Origin of the sequence: Burkholderia sp. L27(2015) (genome assembly GCF_009765705.1) — a bacterium.
GTDB lineage: Bacteria > Pseudomonadota > Gammaproteobacteria > Burkholderiales > Burkholderiaceae > LMUX01.
On sequence record NZ_LMUX01000020.1, the window covers coordinates 212,133 to 228,645 of the forward strand.

Consider the following 16,513-nt stretch of genomic DNA (forward strand, 5'->3'; position numbering starts at 1 on the left):
CAGGCACACTACTTACGCTGATGGCAGCCGCGCTCGGCGCGGGCGTCATGGCCGTAGCAGGCGTGGCACACGCGGGCAATGTGGTGGTACTCAATTCCGGGGAAGCTACGATCAGCCTGATCGACGAAGCGACCCAGCAAGTCACGGACACGTTTCCGGTGGGCAAAGAGCCGCATCACTTGATGGCGACCCCGGACAAATCGTCGCTGATCGTCGCGAATTCGGTCTCGAACAATCTCGTTTATCTGGACCCCAAAACGGGAAAGGTGCAGCGTTGGGTCGAAGGCATAGAAGATCCGTATCAGATCGGTTTTTCGCCGGATAAAAAATGGTTCGTGACGGCGGGGTTGCGGCTCGATCGCGTCGATATCTATCACGCGGATGGCGACAACCTGACGCTGGCCAAACGCGTGCCGCTCGCCGTGATGCCTAGCCATCTGGCGTTTTCCAACGACGGCAAAACGGTCTTCGTAACCTTGCAGATTTCCGGCGAGTTGGCAGCGATCGATCTGGCCAGCCAGACCGTGCTGTGGAAGATGAAGGTAGGTCCGGTGCCCGCGGGCCTGTGGATGACCCCGAATGAAAAATACCTGTTGGTCGGCATAACCGGCGCCGACTATGTGGCCGTGGTGGATTGGCGCAATCGCACGGTGGTCAAGAAGATCGTTACGGGCAAGGGCGCGCACAACTTCCGTTCGCTCGACGACGGCACGCATGTGGTGGTGTCGAATCGGGTGGCGAGCACGATCAGCATCATCGATGAGAATACGCTGACCAATGTGGGCGACATCACCGGTTTGCTGCCGGGACCCGACGATATGGAACTGAGCGCCGATCGCCGCTTTTTGTGGGTAACGTTCCGTTTTGCCAAACACGTCGGGATCATCGACATGAGTACGCATAAACTGATCAAGACGATTGCGGTGGGCCGCTCGCCGCACGGCATTTATTTCTTCGACCGGGCGCCGGTAACCGCGCCTAATGGTGCCTGATCGACCTGGCTAATGTACCTGACCGAGTTACCTGAGCAAGTTACCTAAGCAAGCGACCTAACGGATTGTGATAACAGCCATGTTGCAAATGCTGTATGCCCACCTGGACAGTGCGATCTCCGCGGCTCAGACCGCGGTCTATATCGATGTGGTCCAGCCATTCTTCTATCGTTTCGGCTTCATGGGCTACGACGAGGACACTTACGACGCGTTGTACTGGGTGATCGTGGGCGTGCTGGAAATAGCGGTTATGTATGCGTTGCTGCGACCGCTGGAAATGCTGCGTCCGGTCGAAAACTGGACGACCCGGCGTGCCGTGCGTGTCGATGTGATCTACACCTGGGTGATCAAGCTCGGCGTGCTGAATCTGTTTTTCTTCGTGGTCTTGCAACCGTATTTCGATAGCATGCAGGGATGGCTGCGGCTCAAAGGCGTGGCCAACATCGATCTCGACAATCTGATTCCGGGTGTCACGTCGCAACCGCTCGTGGCGTTTATCGTGTACCTGGTAGTGCTGGACTTTGCCGGCTATTGGTATCACCGCTGGCAGCATCGTTTCGGCGTCTGGTGGGAGCTGCATGCGGTTCACCATAGTCAGCAGCAAATGTCGCTGTGGAGCGACGACAGGAATCATTTGCTCGACGACGTGATCCAGGCCTCGTTTTTCGCCGTGCTGGCGCTGCTGATCGGGGTGCCGCCGGCCCAATACGTGGTTCTGGTAGCGGTGACGAATCTGGCGCAGAGCATCCAGCACGTCAATGCGCGTTTGTATTACGGTTGGTTGGGCGAACGATTGGTGGTCAGCCCGATTTTCCATCGCCGCCATCATGCGGTGGGCTATGGGCACGAGGGAACCACCTACGGCTGCAATTTCGGCGTGCTTTTCCCGTGGTGGGACATGCTGTTTCGCACCGCGTCGTGGAGTCGCGCGATCGAACCGACGGGGATACGCGATCAGTTGCCCACCCCCTTGGGTGGCGGGCGCAATTACGGTAACGGCTTCTGGTCGCAGCAGTGGCTGGGTCTGGTGCGCGCGGCCGCTCGCTGCACCCGGGCCAAACCGCAGGGGCCGGACCAGCATGGCGCCCCCCCGGGTGCCTCCCTTGGGCAGTCCGCCCCTCACTCCTGACGGCCATGGATACCCCGCTGCAGTTGCTGATAAGCTCTTTCATGCGCGCCGCAGGCAGCTTGCTGCATCCGCGCATCTTGTCGCTGACAGTGCTGCCTTTTCTGGTGGCCGGGGTGTTATGGGGTGCGGTGCTTTGGTATAGCTGGTCCGCATTGCTCGCGCTGGTGCATGCGGGCCTGGAACAATTGGACATTGCGGCGCCTGCCTTACAGATATTGACCGTGCTGGGTTGGTACGGTTTGCACTTGGTGGTCGCGCCGTTCATCGCGATTGTTCTGCTGGTGCCATTGATCGCCGTAACCGTGCTGATGCTGATCGCGGGCTGGTCGATGCCGGTGGTGGTGCGTCATTTGGCCAAGCGCCGTTACGCGCATCTGGAGCGCCGGCACGGCGGCAGCTGGTTTGGCGGGGTAGGACAGGCTTTGCTGGCAAGCGCGGTATTCTTGATACTGGCGCTGCTGAGCCTGCCTTTGTGGCTGATACCGCCGCTTTTCGCGGTGATTCCGCCCGTATTGTGGGGGTGGTTGACGTATCGCGTGATGAGTTACGATGCGCTGGCGGCCCACGCGAGTTCGACGGAACGGCAAGCCTTGCAGCGACGCTATCGCTGGCCGCTGCTGGCGATCGGCGTCGCCACCGGCGTACTTGGGGCGCTGCCGGCCTTGATCTGGGTATCGTCGGCGCTGCTGATCGTGCTTTTTCCGATAGTGGCGCTGGCCTCGATCTGGCTATACGTGGTGATTTTTATTTTTTCCGCTTTGTGGTTCGGGTATTTCTGTCTGGACGCGCTGGATCGGTTGCGACGCGAGGAAGAAACCGCGCGTGACTCTCGTGACAATGATCGCGGAATGGATCCCGGGGTTGATCGCCTTGATCGCGATAGCCAGCGTGGTGGCGTACCGGGAATCCCCGCCTGAAGGTAGTGTTGATCCTCACCGGAGTAGTACATGGGCTTTGGCTTGATCGTGATTGGCGATGAGATTTTGTCCGGACGACGGATCGACAAACACCTGCCGAAAATCATTGAAATTCTTGCTGCCCGCGGCTTATCGCTGGGCTGGGCCGAATACATCGGCGACGATCCCGCGCGGATCACGGCGACATTCAAGCGTACGCTCGCCAGCGAGGACATCGTGTTTTCGACGGGTGGCATCGGCGCTACGCCGGATGACCACACGCGGCTATGTGCCGCACAAGCGCTGGGTGTGCCGCTGGAATTGCACCCGGAGGCCCGTGAACTGATTCTGCAGCGCATCCTCGACATGAATCCGGGTGCGCCGGCCGTGCTAAGCCTGCCCGAAAACCAGCATCGATTGAAGATGGGGGAGTTTCCCGTCGGCAGTTCGATTATCCCGAACAGCTACAACAAGATTCCCGGCTTCTCGGTGGAGCACCACCATTTTGTGCCGGGCTTCCCGGTGATGGCGTGGCCGATGCTGGAATGGGTGTTGGACAACAAGTACGTGCATCTGCATCACAGCAATCCGCATGAAGAGCGCTCGTTCCTCGTGTTTGAGATGCCCGAATCGACGGTTACGCCGCTGATGGAGCACATCGAGACGCAATTCCCCGGTGTGCGCGTGTTCAGCCTGCCGAGCGTGGGCGATTCGGAACGCGGCGGCGTGTATGCGCGGCGGCATATCGAACTGGGTGTGAAGGGCGATCCGGCATCCGTGGATCGCGCTTACCCGAAACTACGCGATGGTGTGCTGGCGCTGGGCGGTGAAATTATCGAGGCGCAGCCGCCACTCGCTTAGGCGCCTATCCACGGCAAACCGCGCAAGCACCAGCCGCCGACAGTCTTCCTATGACCGTTCGCGTCGCGGTCGCCTTCAAACCCTTCGAGCAGATCAAAAGCGCGACTGAAGCCGGCCTTCGTGACCGCTATCGCCGAGGCCTTGGAGCGCACCGCGCTGCGGCACAGGAACAGCACGGGGGTGTCGGGCTGCACAAGTTCTTGCATTTTCTCGATGAAATCCGGGTTCGGCACGCTGCCAGGATAGCGGGTCCATTCGAGATGGATGTATTGCGCGTCGGCGATCCGGGGGCGCCCAACCCAGTCGAGTTCGGCGCGGGTACGTACGTCGACGAGCCGCGCGCTGGGGTCCAGTTCGAGCAATAGGAATGCGTCGGCGGGCGGCAGTGCGCCTGCATAGGGGAGTTGTTTTTCCGCGCCGTACTGTTCGGCTTGAAGATAAAGTTCTGCGAGGCGGCTCATAGGGATGTGCGCTTTAAAGTAGATGTTGTATTCTAGCTTGCCCCCGCTCGGGGAGAGGGTAAACGGCGACTAAGTGACGTGGAAGTGGCGAGTAAAGCCACATCATGCACCATAAAGATGCGACTAACCTTTGTGTGGCATGTATGCACAAATGTGGTGCGTTTGGCGGTCGATGGTGCGCCCCCACGGTGCGCCAGATTACGGTGCGCACCTCGCTCGAACACGTATGCAATCTGCTCGCGCAACCTCGCCTTATTTTTGCGCGGCGGTTTTGGGTTTTGGCACGAAAAGTGCTTATTTAGTGGCATTGATTTTCTGGCGCCGGAGCAACAAGGCCGGCGGCTTTGATAAAAGCGGCGGCATCTGCTGCCAATGTTCGTAGCTTTCAGGGGAGAGAAGGAATGAGTAAATCCGTGGCCGACGTCATGCAGCTCGTCAAAGACGAGGACGTCAAATTCGTTGATTTCCGGTTTACCGACACGCGCGGCAAAGAGCAACACGTTTCCGTTCCGGTTTCGGCGTTCGACGAAGACAAGTTCGAAAGCGGTCACGCGTTTGATGGCTCGTCGATCGCTGGCTGGAAAGGCATCGAGGCATCGGACATGCTGTTGATCCCGGATCCGAATACGGCTTATGTCGACCCGTTCTACGAAGAGTCGACCGTGGTTCTGACGTGTGACGTGATCGAGCCGTCGGACGGCAAAGGCTATGAACGCGATCCGCGCTCGCTGGCCAAACGCGCAGAAGCGTACCTGAAGAGCACCGGCCTGGGCGACACCGCCTACTTCGGTCCGGAACCCGAATTCTTCATTTTCGACTCCGTGCGTTGGGGCGTCGATATGTCGGGCAGCTTTGTGAAGATCGACTCGGAAGAAGCGCCATGGTCGTCGAGCAAGGAATTCGAACACGGCAACACCGGCCATCGTCCGGGCACCAAGGGCGGCTATTTCCCGGTTTCGCCGGTCGACTCGTTCCAGGACATGCGTTCGGAAATGTGTCTGCTGCTCGAACAACTGGGCGTGCCGGTTGAAGTGCATCACCATGAAGTGGCAGGTCAAGGCCAGAACGAACTGGGCACCAAGTTCTCGACGCTGGTACAGCGCGCCGACTGGACCCAGATCCTGAAGTACGTGGTGCAAAACGTTGCGCATACCTACGGCAAGACGGCAACGTTCATGCCGAAGCCGGTCGTGGGCGACAACGGTTCGGGCATGCACATCCACCAATCGGTGTGGAAAGATGGCGTGAACCTGTTCGCCGGTAACGGCTATGCCGGTCTGTCGGAATTCGCGTTGTATTACATCGGCGGCATTATCAAGCACGCCCGTGCCTTGAACGCGATCACCAACCCGACCACCAACTCCTACAAGCGTTTGGTGCCGGGCTTCGAAGCACCGGTCAAGCTGGCTTACTCGGCTCGCAACCGTTCGGCGTCGATCCGCATTCCGCACGTACCGAACCCGAAGGGCCGCCGCATCGAAGCGCGTTTCCCGGATCCGATGGCCAACCCGTACCTGGCGTTCTCGGCAATGCTGATGGCCGGCCTGGACGGCGTGCAGAACAAGATTCATCCGGGCGAAGCCGCGGACAAGAATCTGTACGATTTGCCGCCGGAAGAAGATGCAAAGATCCCGACCGTGTGTTCGAGCCTCGATCAGGCGCTTGAGTACCTGGACAAGGATCGCGAGTTCCTGACGCGCGGTGGTGTGTATACCGACGGCATGATCGATGCGTATATCGAACTGAAGATGGCTGAAGTCACGCGTTTCCGCATGACCACGCATCCGGTCGAATTCGACATGTACTACTCGCTGTAAATCAGGTTGCGCCGCGCTGCGCTGTAGTCCACGGCGCAAGGCGCGGCGTGCTTGACCTGCAGTAGCGGTAGTCGGTAATTCGCAGTATCGAAAGGGACGGCGCTGCCGTCCCTTTTTGTTGGAATTTGGGCAGGCTCGAATAAGGGGGGCCTCGAATGGCGCCGAAAAAACTCAATAAGCAAATCGATGACGATGCGAACCACTTGCAATCGATCGAGCAGCTCTCGGCGTCCGGTTTGTTCCCTGGGCTCGAAGTGTTGCCCACGGTGGTGCTTGTACTCGACAAGCGTACGCTGCGCGTGGCGTTTGCCAACGCTGCGGCAGAAAGCATGCTGGAGCTTTCGCGCAAGCAACTCCAATTATTGCGGTGGGAAGATCTCTTCACCAATGCCGATGACCTGGTCGCGACCATCGACGCGATCGCGGACAACCGCTTTCAGGCCACTCATCTCGATGCGGCGCTAGAACGCCCCGGGCACGAGCCTTTGCATGTGCATGTGGTGGTGGGCTTTTTCGAGGTGCAGCCCGATTACGTGCTCATCGAGCTATTTGAAAATCAGCAGAAGCTGCGCACCGACCGCGAGGAACGCATCCTCGATTTGAGCTCGGTCAACAAACAATTGATCCGCAATCTCGCGCACGAGATCAAGAACCCGTTGGGCGGCATACGGGGCGCCGCGCAATTGCTCGAGTTCGAACTCGAGCAACCCGAATTGCGCGAATACACCCAAGTCATCATCAAGGAATCGGATCGCCTGCAAACGCTGGTGGACCGGTTGCTCGAACCGCACCGGCATCCGCATATCGTCGGTGACGTGAACATCCATGAGGTATGCGAGCGCGTGCGCGCGGTGATCCTCGCCGAATTCCCGCGCGGGCTCGAGATCGAGCGCAACTACGATGTCAGCGTGCCCGATCTGCGCGGCGACAAGGAGCAGTTGATCCAGGCGCTTCTGAATATCGTGCGCAATGCGGCTGAAGCGCTGCGCGAACGTATCGCACAAGGCGATGCGCGCATCGAAATACGCACGCGCGTGGCGCGTAAAGTGACAATCTCGAAGAAGTTATGCAAGCTGGCATTGGACTTGCGTGTGATTGATAACGGCCCCGGAATTCCGGAGTTGATCCGCGATCGGATCTTCTATCCGCTGGTATCGGGACGCGAAGACGGTAGCGGTTTAGGTTTGACGCTGGCTCAAACTTTTGTCCAGCAGCATGGGGGATTAATCGAATGTGACAGCCGGCCGGGCCACACCGAGTTTCAGATATTGCTGCCGCTCAATGGATGAGCAACCGGGTGCGTGTGAATACTTCATCCGCGCCCGGCTGACCGAGATCTCACCTGACAATTTATGAAGCCTATCTGGATAGTAGACGACGATCAATCCATACGCTGGGTGCTTGAAAAAGCCCTGGCCCGCGAGAATTTTGCGACGCGCAGTTTCGCCAATGTCCGCGACGCGATGGCGGCATTGGAGTTCGATAGCCCGCAAGTACTGGTATCCGATATCCGAATGCCAGGCGGCTCAGGACTCGATCTGCTCCAACATATGCGCGAGCAGTTTCCCGGGCTGCCCGTGATCATCATGACAGCGTTCTCGGACCTCGATAGCGCGGTTGCGGCGTTCCAGGGCGGGGCGTTCGAATACCTGGCCAAGCCGTTCGATATCGACAAGGCGGTCGAGTTGATCCGGCGCGCGGTCGAGGAAAGTTTGCGCGGCGAGCATGCGTACGAAGAGCGCGTCAACGAAACACCGGAGATGCTCGGTCAGGCATCGGCCATGCAGGATATGTTTCGCGCGATTGGACGCCTCTCGAACTCCAGCGCCACCGTGATGATTACCGGGGAATCGGGCACCGGTAAGGAGCTCGTGGCGCGCGCCTTGCACCGGCATAGCCCGCGCGCGAGCGGGCCGTTCATCGCGCTCAATACCGCGGCCATTCCGAAAGATTTGCTCGAGTCGGAGCTGTTCGGTCATGAGCGCGGTGCCTTCACCGGCGCGCAAGCGATGCGTCAAGGGCGGTTTGAGCAGGCGGAAAACGGCACGCTGTTTCTCGACGAAATCGGCGATATGCCGTTCGATCTGCAAACGCGGTTGTTGCGCGTGCTGTCAGACGGTCAGTTCTATCGCGTGGGCGGTCACAACCCGCTGCGCGTGAATGTGCGGGTCATCGCCGCGACGCATCAAAACCTCGAGCACCGCGTGCGCCAGGGCCTGTTTCGCGAAGACTTGTACCACCGGCTTAACGTGATACGGCTGCGTCTGCCTGCATTGCGCGAGCGCAGTGAAGACATCCCTTTGCTGACGCGGCACTTCCTGCAAAAAAGCGCGCGTGAACTGGGCGTTGAGCCCAAGCGGGTGACGGACGACACGTTGGCTTACCTGTCGTCGCTGTCATTCCCCGGCAACGTGCGCCAGTTGGAAAACCTGTGCAACTGGTTGACCGTGATGGCACCGGCGCAAACGGTCGAAGTGAAGGATTTGCCGCCCGATTTGCGTGACGCTTCGGCGGGCGCAAACCTGTCGATGACGACCAACGAATTACCAGGCGCAAGTGGCGATGTCGTGCGCTTGGCAGACAGCGCGCAGGGTGGTGCGGCGATTGCCGCGTCGGCTGGCGAGGTTCGTGCGCCCGGTGCCGCCGGCGGTTGGGAGGCGATTTTACGCAGCGAAGTGGGCAAGCTGCTGCGCGACGGCTCGCCTGAGGTCATGGATCTGATGACACGGCGTTTCGAGGCCGCCGTGATACGCGAGGCGCTCGACTTCACGCGCGGCCGTAAGGTGGAAGCGGCCGAACGGCTTGGTATCGGCCGCAACACGATTACACGCAAAATTCAGGAGCTGGATCTGGAGCCGTGAGAACGTGATGTTGGCTCGACGGGTGAGCTCGACTTTTGAAACGCCGGACCTCTGCAACGAGGTTCGGCGTTTTTATTTCAGCGCGTCATTTCAATTCCACCGTCACCGGTGCGTGATCCGATGGCTGCTCCCATCCGCGCGGCACTTTGTCGATATGGCAACTGAGCACGGCAGGTGTGAGCGCCGGCGAAGTCAGGATGTGGTCGATGCGCATGCCCGCGTTGCGGCGGAACCCGAGCATACGGTAATCCCACCAACTGAAAGCACGCTCGGGTTGTTCGAACAGGCGGAAGGTGTCGGTGAAACCGAGTGCGATCAGCCCGGCAAACGCCGCACGCTCTTCGGGCGACACCAGGTTCTGGCCTTCCCATGCTTTGGGATCGTGTACATCACGGTCTTCGGGCGCAATATTGAAGTCGCCCAATAGCGCCAATTCGGGATGGCGTTCGAGCTCGGCGGTGATCCAGACTTGAAGCGCCGCCAGCCATTGCAGTTTGTAGGCGAATTTATCAGTACCGGGCGCCTGGCCGTTCGGAAAATAAGCGGAGATGATGCGCCGACCGGCTACGGTTGCAGCAATCACTCTTTGCTGCGGGTCTTCGAAACCGGGAATGTTCTTGGAAACGGTGGCGTTATCGATCGGTAGTGTGTCGCGTACCAGGATAGCGACGCCGTTGTAGGTTTTCTGGCCGGTGAACACGCTGGCGAAGCCGGCAGCAGCCAGTTCGGCGATCGGAAATTTATCGTCGGTCAGCTTCAGTTCTTGCAGACACACGACGTCAACGCCGCTTTGCGCCAGCCAGTCCAGCACATGGCCCAGGCGCACCTTTAGAGAGTTTACGTTCCACGTAGCGATTTTCATGCGATGCAAAACCCGGTTGAAGCGCGTCTAGCTTAGCTGGCTGCGCGTTAAGAGAAAAGCCTTAGGGCGCCCTGTATATGGCACGGCGTCGCGGCACTGTATTGCGCGGTGCCACCGCACCGTATTGCCGATTGCCTGCACCCCGGCTGGCTATTGGCGTGCATGATACCGCACCGCGGTGCGGCGCCGAGGGCGGTCGCGGCTTTAGGCACAGGTCAGGCACAGGTCAGGCACGGCTCAGGCAAACGGGCGGGACAGGCTCAGACCGCTCAAATCGCGCGTCGCCACGCCGTTGCGCTCGCAAAATTTCAAATAGCGATGCGCGGAGGTCCGCCAGTTCTCCGTACCTATCAGTTGGCCTTCCGAGCCAAGGAATAGCAACTCGCCGCTCACCACATTGAAGGTAACGACGACACCCGAGTCAGGCAGGGTCTCAGGCGAATGACGCGATGCCGCCGTTTCGAATACAACGCTGCCCGCTCTCGCGACCCAATCATGCTCGCGGTATTTCCACTCGCCTTGTAGCGTATAGACGATGACCGTGCCGGTATGATGGTGGGCGGGCAGGCTGACGCCGGGCTGCATCCTCAAGGCACAGATAAATTCGCCGCGCACGGGATCGATGCGGAAATATTTGATTTCGATCCCGGGTTGGTTGCGCGACATAGGGATCCAGGGTGTTGCATTGTCGTCAAGACAGGTCGTTTCTATCTCTGAAAAACTGTACATTGATATGTCCCCCGGCTAACTGCGGATGGCTCGCGTGACTGTCGGTGTGCGATCGCGAAAATACGTCACATAGGCATCCTGCTTTCCGGGATGATACAGTCGTTGATCAAGAGGGGCGAGGGCGGCGAGGTGCATTAGAGGCCGTATCCCTGCCGTAATGCAGTGTTGCTATCAATGAGCGAGGACTCGATATGCTGCCGTGGGGTGACCTTGCGCATCGCTTTTTCGCTTATCTGAATACGTATGCCCATGACTTCGGGGATTACGCACTCGTTTCGCTAGTAGGGATTGCGCTTGGGATGGCGATCGAGCGCTTAGGGCGTTTGGAAAAATCGCAACCGAAAGCCGCGACTCGATTTAACGTGATGTATGCGCTGCTCGCCGGCGCGTGTCTGACGTTGCTGAAACCTCTGACTTACGCGGGTTCGCTTTCGGCGGTTCAGTATTTTGGCGGCGGCTGGATCCACTTTGCCCCGACTGGCTTGGGTTTCGCGGCGGCCGTGCTCACCCTGTGGATAGTGACCGATTTGCTCGAATATTTATTCCATCGGGTTCAGCACGCGCTGCCGTGGATGTGGGCGATGCACGAGCTGCATCACAGCGAGGAAACCTACAACGTCACGCTGACCTACCGGCACTACTGGTTCGAATTCGTGCTCAAGGCGCTGTTTGTCTATCCGGTCGCGGGCATCTTGCTGAAAGTGCCACCCGCGGCGACAGGCGTGGTCGCGTTGGTGTTTTTTCTCAATCACATGATCGCCCACATGAACGTACCGCTCTCTTTGGGACGCGGCTGGGCGTGGCTTAGCACGCCGCAGTTTCACCGGCTTCACCACTCGCGCGATCCGCGTCATTACGACAAGAATTTTTGCGACATGCTGCCGCTATGGGATCTGCTATTCGGCACCGCTTTAAGGCCCGAACCGGGCGAGTTTTGCGAAATAGGCCTGATGCCCAGCCGTAAGCCGGCGACGCTGTGGCAGGCGTTGTCGTGGCCGTTTGCGCGCCGCCGGTCCGCAAGAGATCGCGAACCGGCCGACGAGGTCAACGTGTTGACGCAATCCCCGGAGACTTGATTCGGGCCGTCTCGATCAGGTAACCACCAGTGAGTCATACTCGTTCGCTGGTTACCAGGTCTTGCGCAGACCGATATCGAACGACCAGGGTTGCTCGTAATGCTGGCCTCGAGCATACGAAAACGCGGTATAGAGCTGCAGGTTGCGCGACTGTGCAGTGACGCCCAGTGTAAGCTGGCCGCGGTCGCCCGGCGCAGTACTGTTCAGGGTGGTGCCGTCGACCGAGACATCCGATCCGCCTTGAAACTGCCGGATGAACGACACCTCGCCATAGGGCTCGAGCTTGAGCGGGCTGGCTTGCCACTGCGTCTCGAACTGCCGCCCCACGCGCAGCGTGACGCGCCCGAGCGAAGCGTTGCCGCTGTCGACGTGAACGAGCGTGCCGTCATAGCTGGTCGTGTAGGAGGCGCCACCGTAATGGATGGTCGTCAGCTCGACCTGCGGCTCGACAAACCAGCGCTGCGCAAGCTCGAAGCGGCGTCCGCCTTCCGCCGACAACGTGTAGCCGTTTTGCCGATAGCTCGCGCTCACGCCTTGGCCGTCCGCGGCGGTGGTACTGATCTTCTGATCGATGTTGTTGTATTTGACGACGAAGTCGCCGTACCAGCCGGCGTTGGACAGCCAAGTCGCATAGGTGCCTATGGTCCACGGTGTGGCACTACCGGTGCCGGTATTGTTGGCAAAGGTCTGGTTGACCCAGCCGGTACCGGCCACCATGCCGAGGTACCACGCGCCTAAATCCGTGGCGAAGCGGTGATCGACGCCGGCCTCCACGCCGTATTGGGTGATGTTGACACCGACCGCGTTGGTCGGCGTGACGTGCACTGAATCGCCGTAGGTACGCGCCCACACGCCGTCGCCGGCGGGATTGAGCCGTAACTCGCCCAGGCGCCGATAGAGCGGCTGCAGTTCGCCGTACCAGACCAAACTGGCGGCCTGTGCTGCGGCTTGCGCGGAGTCGGCGGTCTCGGTGCGCGTGCCGAGATTGAACAAAAACCAATCGCCCCCTTGATTAACGAGCCCGTATTGATAAGCACCGACATCGGTGGCGCCGTTCACCAGGGTGAACACGCCGGGACCGGCGGCGCTGATGAGCCTTAGGCGCTGCGTGGGATCGAGGGCGCGGCCGTCGTAATAGTCATGCACGTCAACCTGCTGACCGGTTTGCGCATTGTTCACGGTGAGGAAGTCGCCGGTCTGTGCGGCCACGTCCGTTCTCATCGAAACCACGCCGCTGCCGTCCAAGGTATTGACGGTAGCGGAAATGAACGAGGCAGGCTGGGTGTTCGCCATGCCGAACTGAAGGGTGCCCCCGGCAAGCGTGAGGGTGCCGAATTGCTCGTTGGTGTCCTGGATCGCGAGTGTGCCGGCAATGGTCGTGATGCCGCCGATGAGCGAACCGGTGTAGGTGTTCAGTTGGCCGCCCGCCGCGATTTGCGTATCGGAGAAGATCGCCCCGTTGACCGCATCGACTTGCGCGCCAATCACGGCTCGGTTGGCTGTGCCGCCCGATGCAACCATCAACCCGCCGCCGCTATTAACCACCGTGTTATTGGCCACAGCGCCTGTGGACACGATTTCCGCGCCGCCACTATTGACCGTAGTCAGATTAGCGATGCCGCCTGCCGATACAGTTTGCTGCCCACCGCCAGAAATTGTCGTGCTGGTCGCGAGACCGCCGGACGAGACGGTCTGCAGACCACCGCTACCCACGACTGTGTCGCTTGCTGAGCCGCCTGCGCTAATACGTTCTTCCCCGAGCGCACCGATCGTTGTTGAGACGGCAATGCCAGCGGTTCCCCCGATGCCTCGAACAACTTGAATACCACCCGCAGAAATGACGGTGTTTGACGCTATACCACCCTCCACGTCCTGCAGGCCATTGTTGAGCAACGTGGTCGAGACAGCCACTCCGTCAGGCGTCACCGATTGTAGACTCCCTGCCGCACCGCCGCCTACCGTGGTCGATACCGCAACGCCGTTGAAAACAACGAACTGCTCTGCATTCCCAGTCACGAGCGTCGCGCTCGCGATCGCGATCTCGCCTCCGAATCCGACGAATTGCTGACCACCATTGACAACGGTAGTCGATACGGCAGTCCCATTGACCACTACCTGGAGGCCGCCACTATCGACGAGTGTCGCACTCGCGAGCCCCGCCACGCTTTGGACGCCACCATTGGAGACGGTTGAGCTGATGGCCAAACCGCCAGACTCGACAGTCTGTTGACCGGTGTTGGCAATTAGGGTGCCAATTGCAGTTCCAGATGGACCCACATCCTGAAAGCTAAAAATGCCATCGGCGACTGTGCCTCTCGCCACACCACCTGACGAAATAAATTGCGAACCGCCATTGAGCACCGTCGCACTAGCCACCCCCCTGACAAGTTCGCTACCCTGGCGAAGAATGGTCGTGCTGATTGAGCTACCTCCGTTCACGACGATCTGCACCCCACTATTCACTGCAGTGCCAATTACCGTCGCACCGGAAGATACCGCGATACCGCCACCGCTATTGACTATCGTGCCGCTCGCCACGCCACCGGCAAGAATAACCAACGCTCCGCCGTTGAGCACCGTAGTACTTGCCACGCCGCCCGACAAAATAGCTTGTTGCCCGCCAAGGAATACCGTCGTGGCCATCGCAAGTCCGCCATTACTTTGAGCGCCCCCGCTAAAAATTACCGTGCCGCTCGCTAGCCCACCCAACGATATCTGCTGACGGCCAAGATTGAACGTCGATGTGAAGAAAGCCGTGCCGCCACTGAGCACGTTTTGAAACATGTTATTGCTAACGATCGCGCTGATGGCGACCTGACCGGAAACCACGTCCTGAGCCCATGCCTGTTGCGTACACAACGGTATCGTCATCAAGACCGCAGCAGCCACGGGTCGAGTCGGAAACGCCCCGTTATTGTCGCTGCCGAAACAGACCCAACAATTCGGCGAGCCGTCGAGCTGCGAACTTACAGGTTGCGTGGGCATGACTAGGTCCCCCAAAGATGGAGAAAGTTACGACATTGCGCTGTGTCTGTTTAGCGCGGTAATGCGATCGGTCTAATTTCCGCTCGTGCGGTTCATGCTGGCTATCGGCTCGGTCGCGCCTCTTGGGGTGCCAACCGATCGCGGCGATCGGCGAGCAGTTGTTGAATGGCGGCTTTGACCTGACCTGGGGTGATATAGCGCGAGCATTCGAATTGCCGCTCGGTGCCCTTATGGCGCGGGCACCACATGAAGTCGTCGTGGACGAACTCGATGCGCGTATCGTTCCAGCAGCTATTGCACACGTGGTAGTTGATCACGCGGTAAGGCGTAGCGAATTCGTTGATGGGATGCGTAAAACCACTGATCATCACGACCGGCGTACCCACCGCCCAAGCCAGCCATGACAAGCCGCTGGACAGTCCAACGAAGAAGTCGGCATGCAGCAGCACGCTGGCGCGCTCCTGCAACGACAAGTCGCCGGTGAAATCTTCCGTGCCGTAGGGAATCAGATTCCACGACAGACCGTGGCCATGCGCCGGCTGCTTGTCGATGCACAGCACGCGGTAGCCGAGTTGCTTGAGGAATTTAACGGTTTCGAGCCAGCCGGTCGGATGGTTCCAGTATTTGCACTGGGTAGAAGCTTGTGCCGCGATGCACACGTAGGGCTCGGCAATACGACGGCGCGGATCCGATACCTTGGCGATGGGCTTGACCTCGGCCGGCGTCACACCCAAGAGATAGCCGACCGTCTTGTGCAAACCCACCACCCGGAAGTCGACCGGTTGGTGCGCGCGGTCGTCGCAAGGAAAGAAGATGCCTAGGTGATAGGTTGCATAACATTCGGCTACCTGGGCATCGGGCAGCACAAAGTTAATTTGCGGATAGGACTCTTTGAACAGCTCGGCGATCTCGGGCGCAACGGCACAATACAACTTGCAAGCATGTTTGCGGCGAAACTCTTCGGCATAAGGAAACCATGCCAACGCGTCGCCCAGGGTGCCGACCGGCAGCTTGATCAACACATTGCGGTGCCGCGCATCGTAATTGTGTTCGAACAACAACTTGCCCTCGCGTAGCACCTCGATGCGAAAACGGACGTAGTAGCGTTTGGTGCTGGTGACGAGCACGTTTTGCCCTTCGTCGTCGTATAGCGTGACATCGTCATCGAGATCGATCAGCCTGACGCGCACGAGATCGCTGCCAACCTGAACGCGTGCGCCGTAGTGGAAGTCGTAGCGAATTTGAGTTCCCGGTACGGGGAACTCGACCGGCCCCGGATCGATGCGGTAGCCATGAGAAACAGCGGGTACAGGTTTGTCTTGGGCGTCGGTGCCGCCGAGCGCGACGGTGGTGTCAGGCTCGGACGAACCACAGGCACATGCTGTTGCGGAGGAGTGGAGCCGGGGTTGGACTGGCGGTTGCGGCATGGCCGGCGGACACGGTAAATCGGCCGGTGCTGTGTCGGTAGCGACGAGTTGAGTCATCTGAGTTCGCTCCGTTACCGCCCAGATGCCAACTTGAGAAAATGGGCGGTTCGAGTTTTGTCTAGGTTAATTCTAGGTATTTATTCGTTATACAAATCATTATTTAGTATGATTTTGTGGATTTCGCAACAACCTACGGACTCCTTCATTGTCTCAATAGTTTTCCCGAAAAACATCGCCTGAGCCCATGCTGGCGTTATGACCGCCAGGGTCCTTGTCGAACGGCTGCACGAACGGCAAGCGCAGCATGGCGATCGCACCATACAAAAAAGCGGCGCACCTTTCGGTAGCGCCGCTTCGTACGGTTGCGCACAGTGGAGCGTGCGATGCTTGTGATTGAATCAGAAGTTTTTCAGGCCC

General features: G+C 59.3%; 13 protein-coding genes. 8 read left to right on the plus strand and 5 right to left on the minus strand.

The window, feature by feature from the left end; translation table 11 throughout:
* The first annotated feature begins 20 nt into the window (after positions 1-20).
* From GSQ77_RS17940 to GSQ77_RS17955, 4 genes are all read left to right on the plus strand, one after another.
* On the plus strand, positions 21-992 hold the full coding sequence (locus GSQ77_RS17940) for a beta-propeller fold lactonase family protein (RefSeq protein ID WP_158904236.1): 972 nt from the start codon (positions 21-23) through the stop codon (positions 990-992).
* A 79-nt stretch (positions 993-1,071) separates the two neighbouring features.
* Entirely contained in the window at positions 1,072-2,121 is a 1,050-nt protein-coding gene (locus tag GSQ77_RS17945; RefSeq protein WP_158904132.1) for a sterol desaturase family protein, read from the plus strand.
* Between the two features lie 17 nt (positions 2,122-2,138).
* The gene (locus GSQ77_RS17950; RefSeq protein WP_158904237.1) at positions 2,139-3,038 is read left to right on the plus strand and encodes an EI24 domain-containing protein; all 900 of its coding nucleotides are present in this window, start codon (positions 2,139-2,141) and stop codon (positions 3,036-3,038) included.
* 30 nt (positions 3,039-3,068) lie between these two features.
* Complete coding sequence (locus tag GSQ77_RS17955; protein ID WP_158904133.1) at positions 3,069-3,878, plus strand: molybdopterin-binding protein; 810 nt, start codon at positions 3,069-3,071, stop codon at positions 3,876-3,878.
* On the opposite strand, the gene GSQ77_RS17960 is transcribed toward GSQ77_RS17955, so the two are convergent.
* On the minus strand, positions 3,875-4,339 hold the full coding sequence (locus GSQ77_RS17960; RefSeq protein WP_158904134.1) for a rhodanese-like domain-containing protein: 465 nt from the start codon (positions 4,337-4,339) through the stop codon (positions 3,875-3,877). The genes GSQ77_RS17955 and GSQ77_RS17960 overlap by 4 nt on opposite strands.
* Positions 4,340-4,740: 401 nt before the next feature.
* On the opposite strand from GSQ77_RS17960, the gene glnA reads away from it, so the two are divergent.
* From glnA to ntrC, 3 genes are all read left to right on the plus strand, one after another.
* Positions 4,741-6,156, plus strand: a complete 1,416-nt coding sequence (gene glnA, locus GSQ77_RS17965) for a type I glutamate--ammonia ligase (protein ID WP_158904135.1) — start codon at positions 4,741-4,743, stop codon at positions 6,154-6,156.
* 155 nt (positions 6,157-6,311) lie between these two features.
* Positions 6,312-7,445, plus strand: a complete 1,134-nt coding sequence (glnL, locus tag GSQ77_RS17970; protein ID WP_158904136.1) for a nitrogen regulation protein NR(II) — start codon at positions 6,312-6,314, stop codon at positions 7,443-7,445.
* A 63-nt stretch (positions 7,446-7,508) separates the two neighbouring features.
* Positions 7,509-9,017, plus strand: a complete 1,509-nt coding sequence (gene ntrC / locus GSQ77_RS17975) for a nitrogen regulation protein NR(I) (RefSeq protein ID WP_158904137.1) — start codon at positions 7,509-7,511, stop codon at positions 9,015-9,017.
* An 85-nt stretch (positions 9,018-9,102) separates the two neighbouring features.
* Here the strand turns inward: ntrC and xth are convergent, their stop codons facing one another.
* Both xth and GSQ77_RS17985 read right to left on the minus strand, forming a co-directional pair.
* Complete coding sequence (gene xth / locus GSQ77_RS17980) at positions 9,103-9,879, minus strand: exodeoxyribonuclease III (RefSeq protein WP_158904138.1); 777 nt, start codon at positions 9,877-9,879, stop codon at positions 9,103-9,105.
* Between the two features lie 237 nt (positions 9,880-10,116).
* Positions 10,117-10,545, minus strand: a complete 429-nt coding sequence (locus GSQ77_RS17985) for a 2,4'-dihydroxyacetophenone dioxygenase family protein (protein ID WP_254067685.1) — start codon at positions 10,543-10,545, stop codon at positions 10,117-10,119.
* A 254-nt stretch (positions 10,546-10,799) separates the two neighbouring features.
* Between GSQ77_RS17985 and GSQ77_RS17990 the strand changes: the two genes are divergently transcribed.
* On the plus strand, positions 10,800-11,684 hold the full coding sequence (locus GSQ77_RS17990) for a sterol desaturase family protein (RefSeq protein WP_158904140.1): 885 nt from the start codon (positions 10,800-10,802) through the stop codon (positions 11,682-11,684).
* 51 nt (positions 11,685-11,735) lie between these two features.
* Here GSQ77_RS17990 and GSQ77_RS17995 read toward each other — a convergent pair whose 3' ends face one another.
* The gene (locus tag GSQ77_RS17995; protein WP_158904141.1) at positions 11,736-14,669 is read right to left on the minus strand and encodes an autotransporter outer membrane beta-barrel domain-containing protein; all 2,934 of its coding nucleotides are present in this window, start codon (positions 14,667-14,669) and stop codon (positions 11,736-11,738) included.
* Between the two features lie 101 nt (positions 14,670-14,770).
* Positions 14,771-16,153 (minus strand): autotransporter strand-loop-strand O-heptosyltransferase, encoded by a 1,383-nt coding sequence (locus GSQ77_RS18000; protein ID WP_158904142.1) that lies wholly within the window; start codon positions 16,151-16,153, stop codon positions 14,771-14,773.
* Between the last annotated feature and the right edge of the window lie 360 nt (positions 16,154-16,513).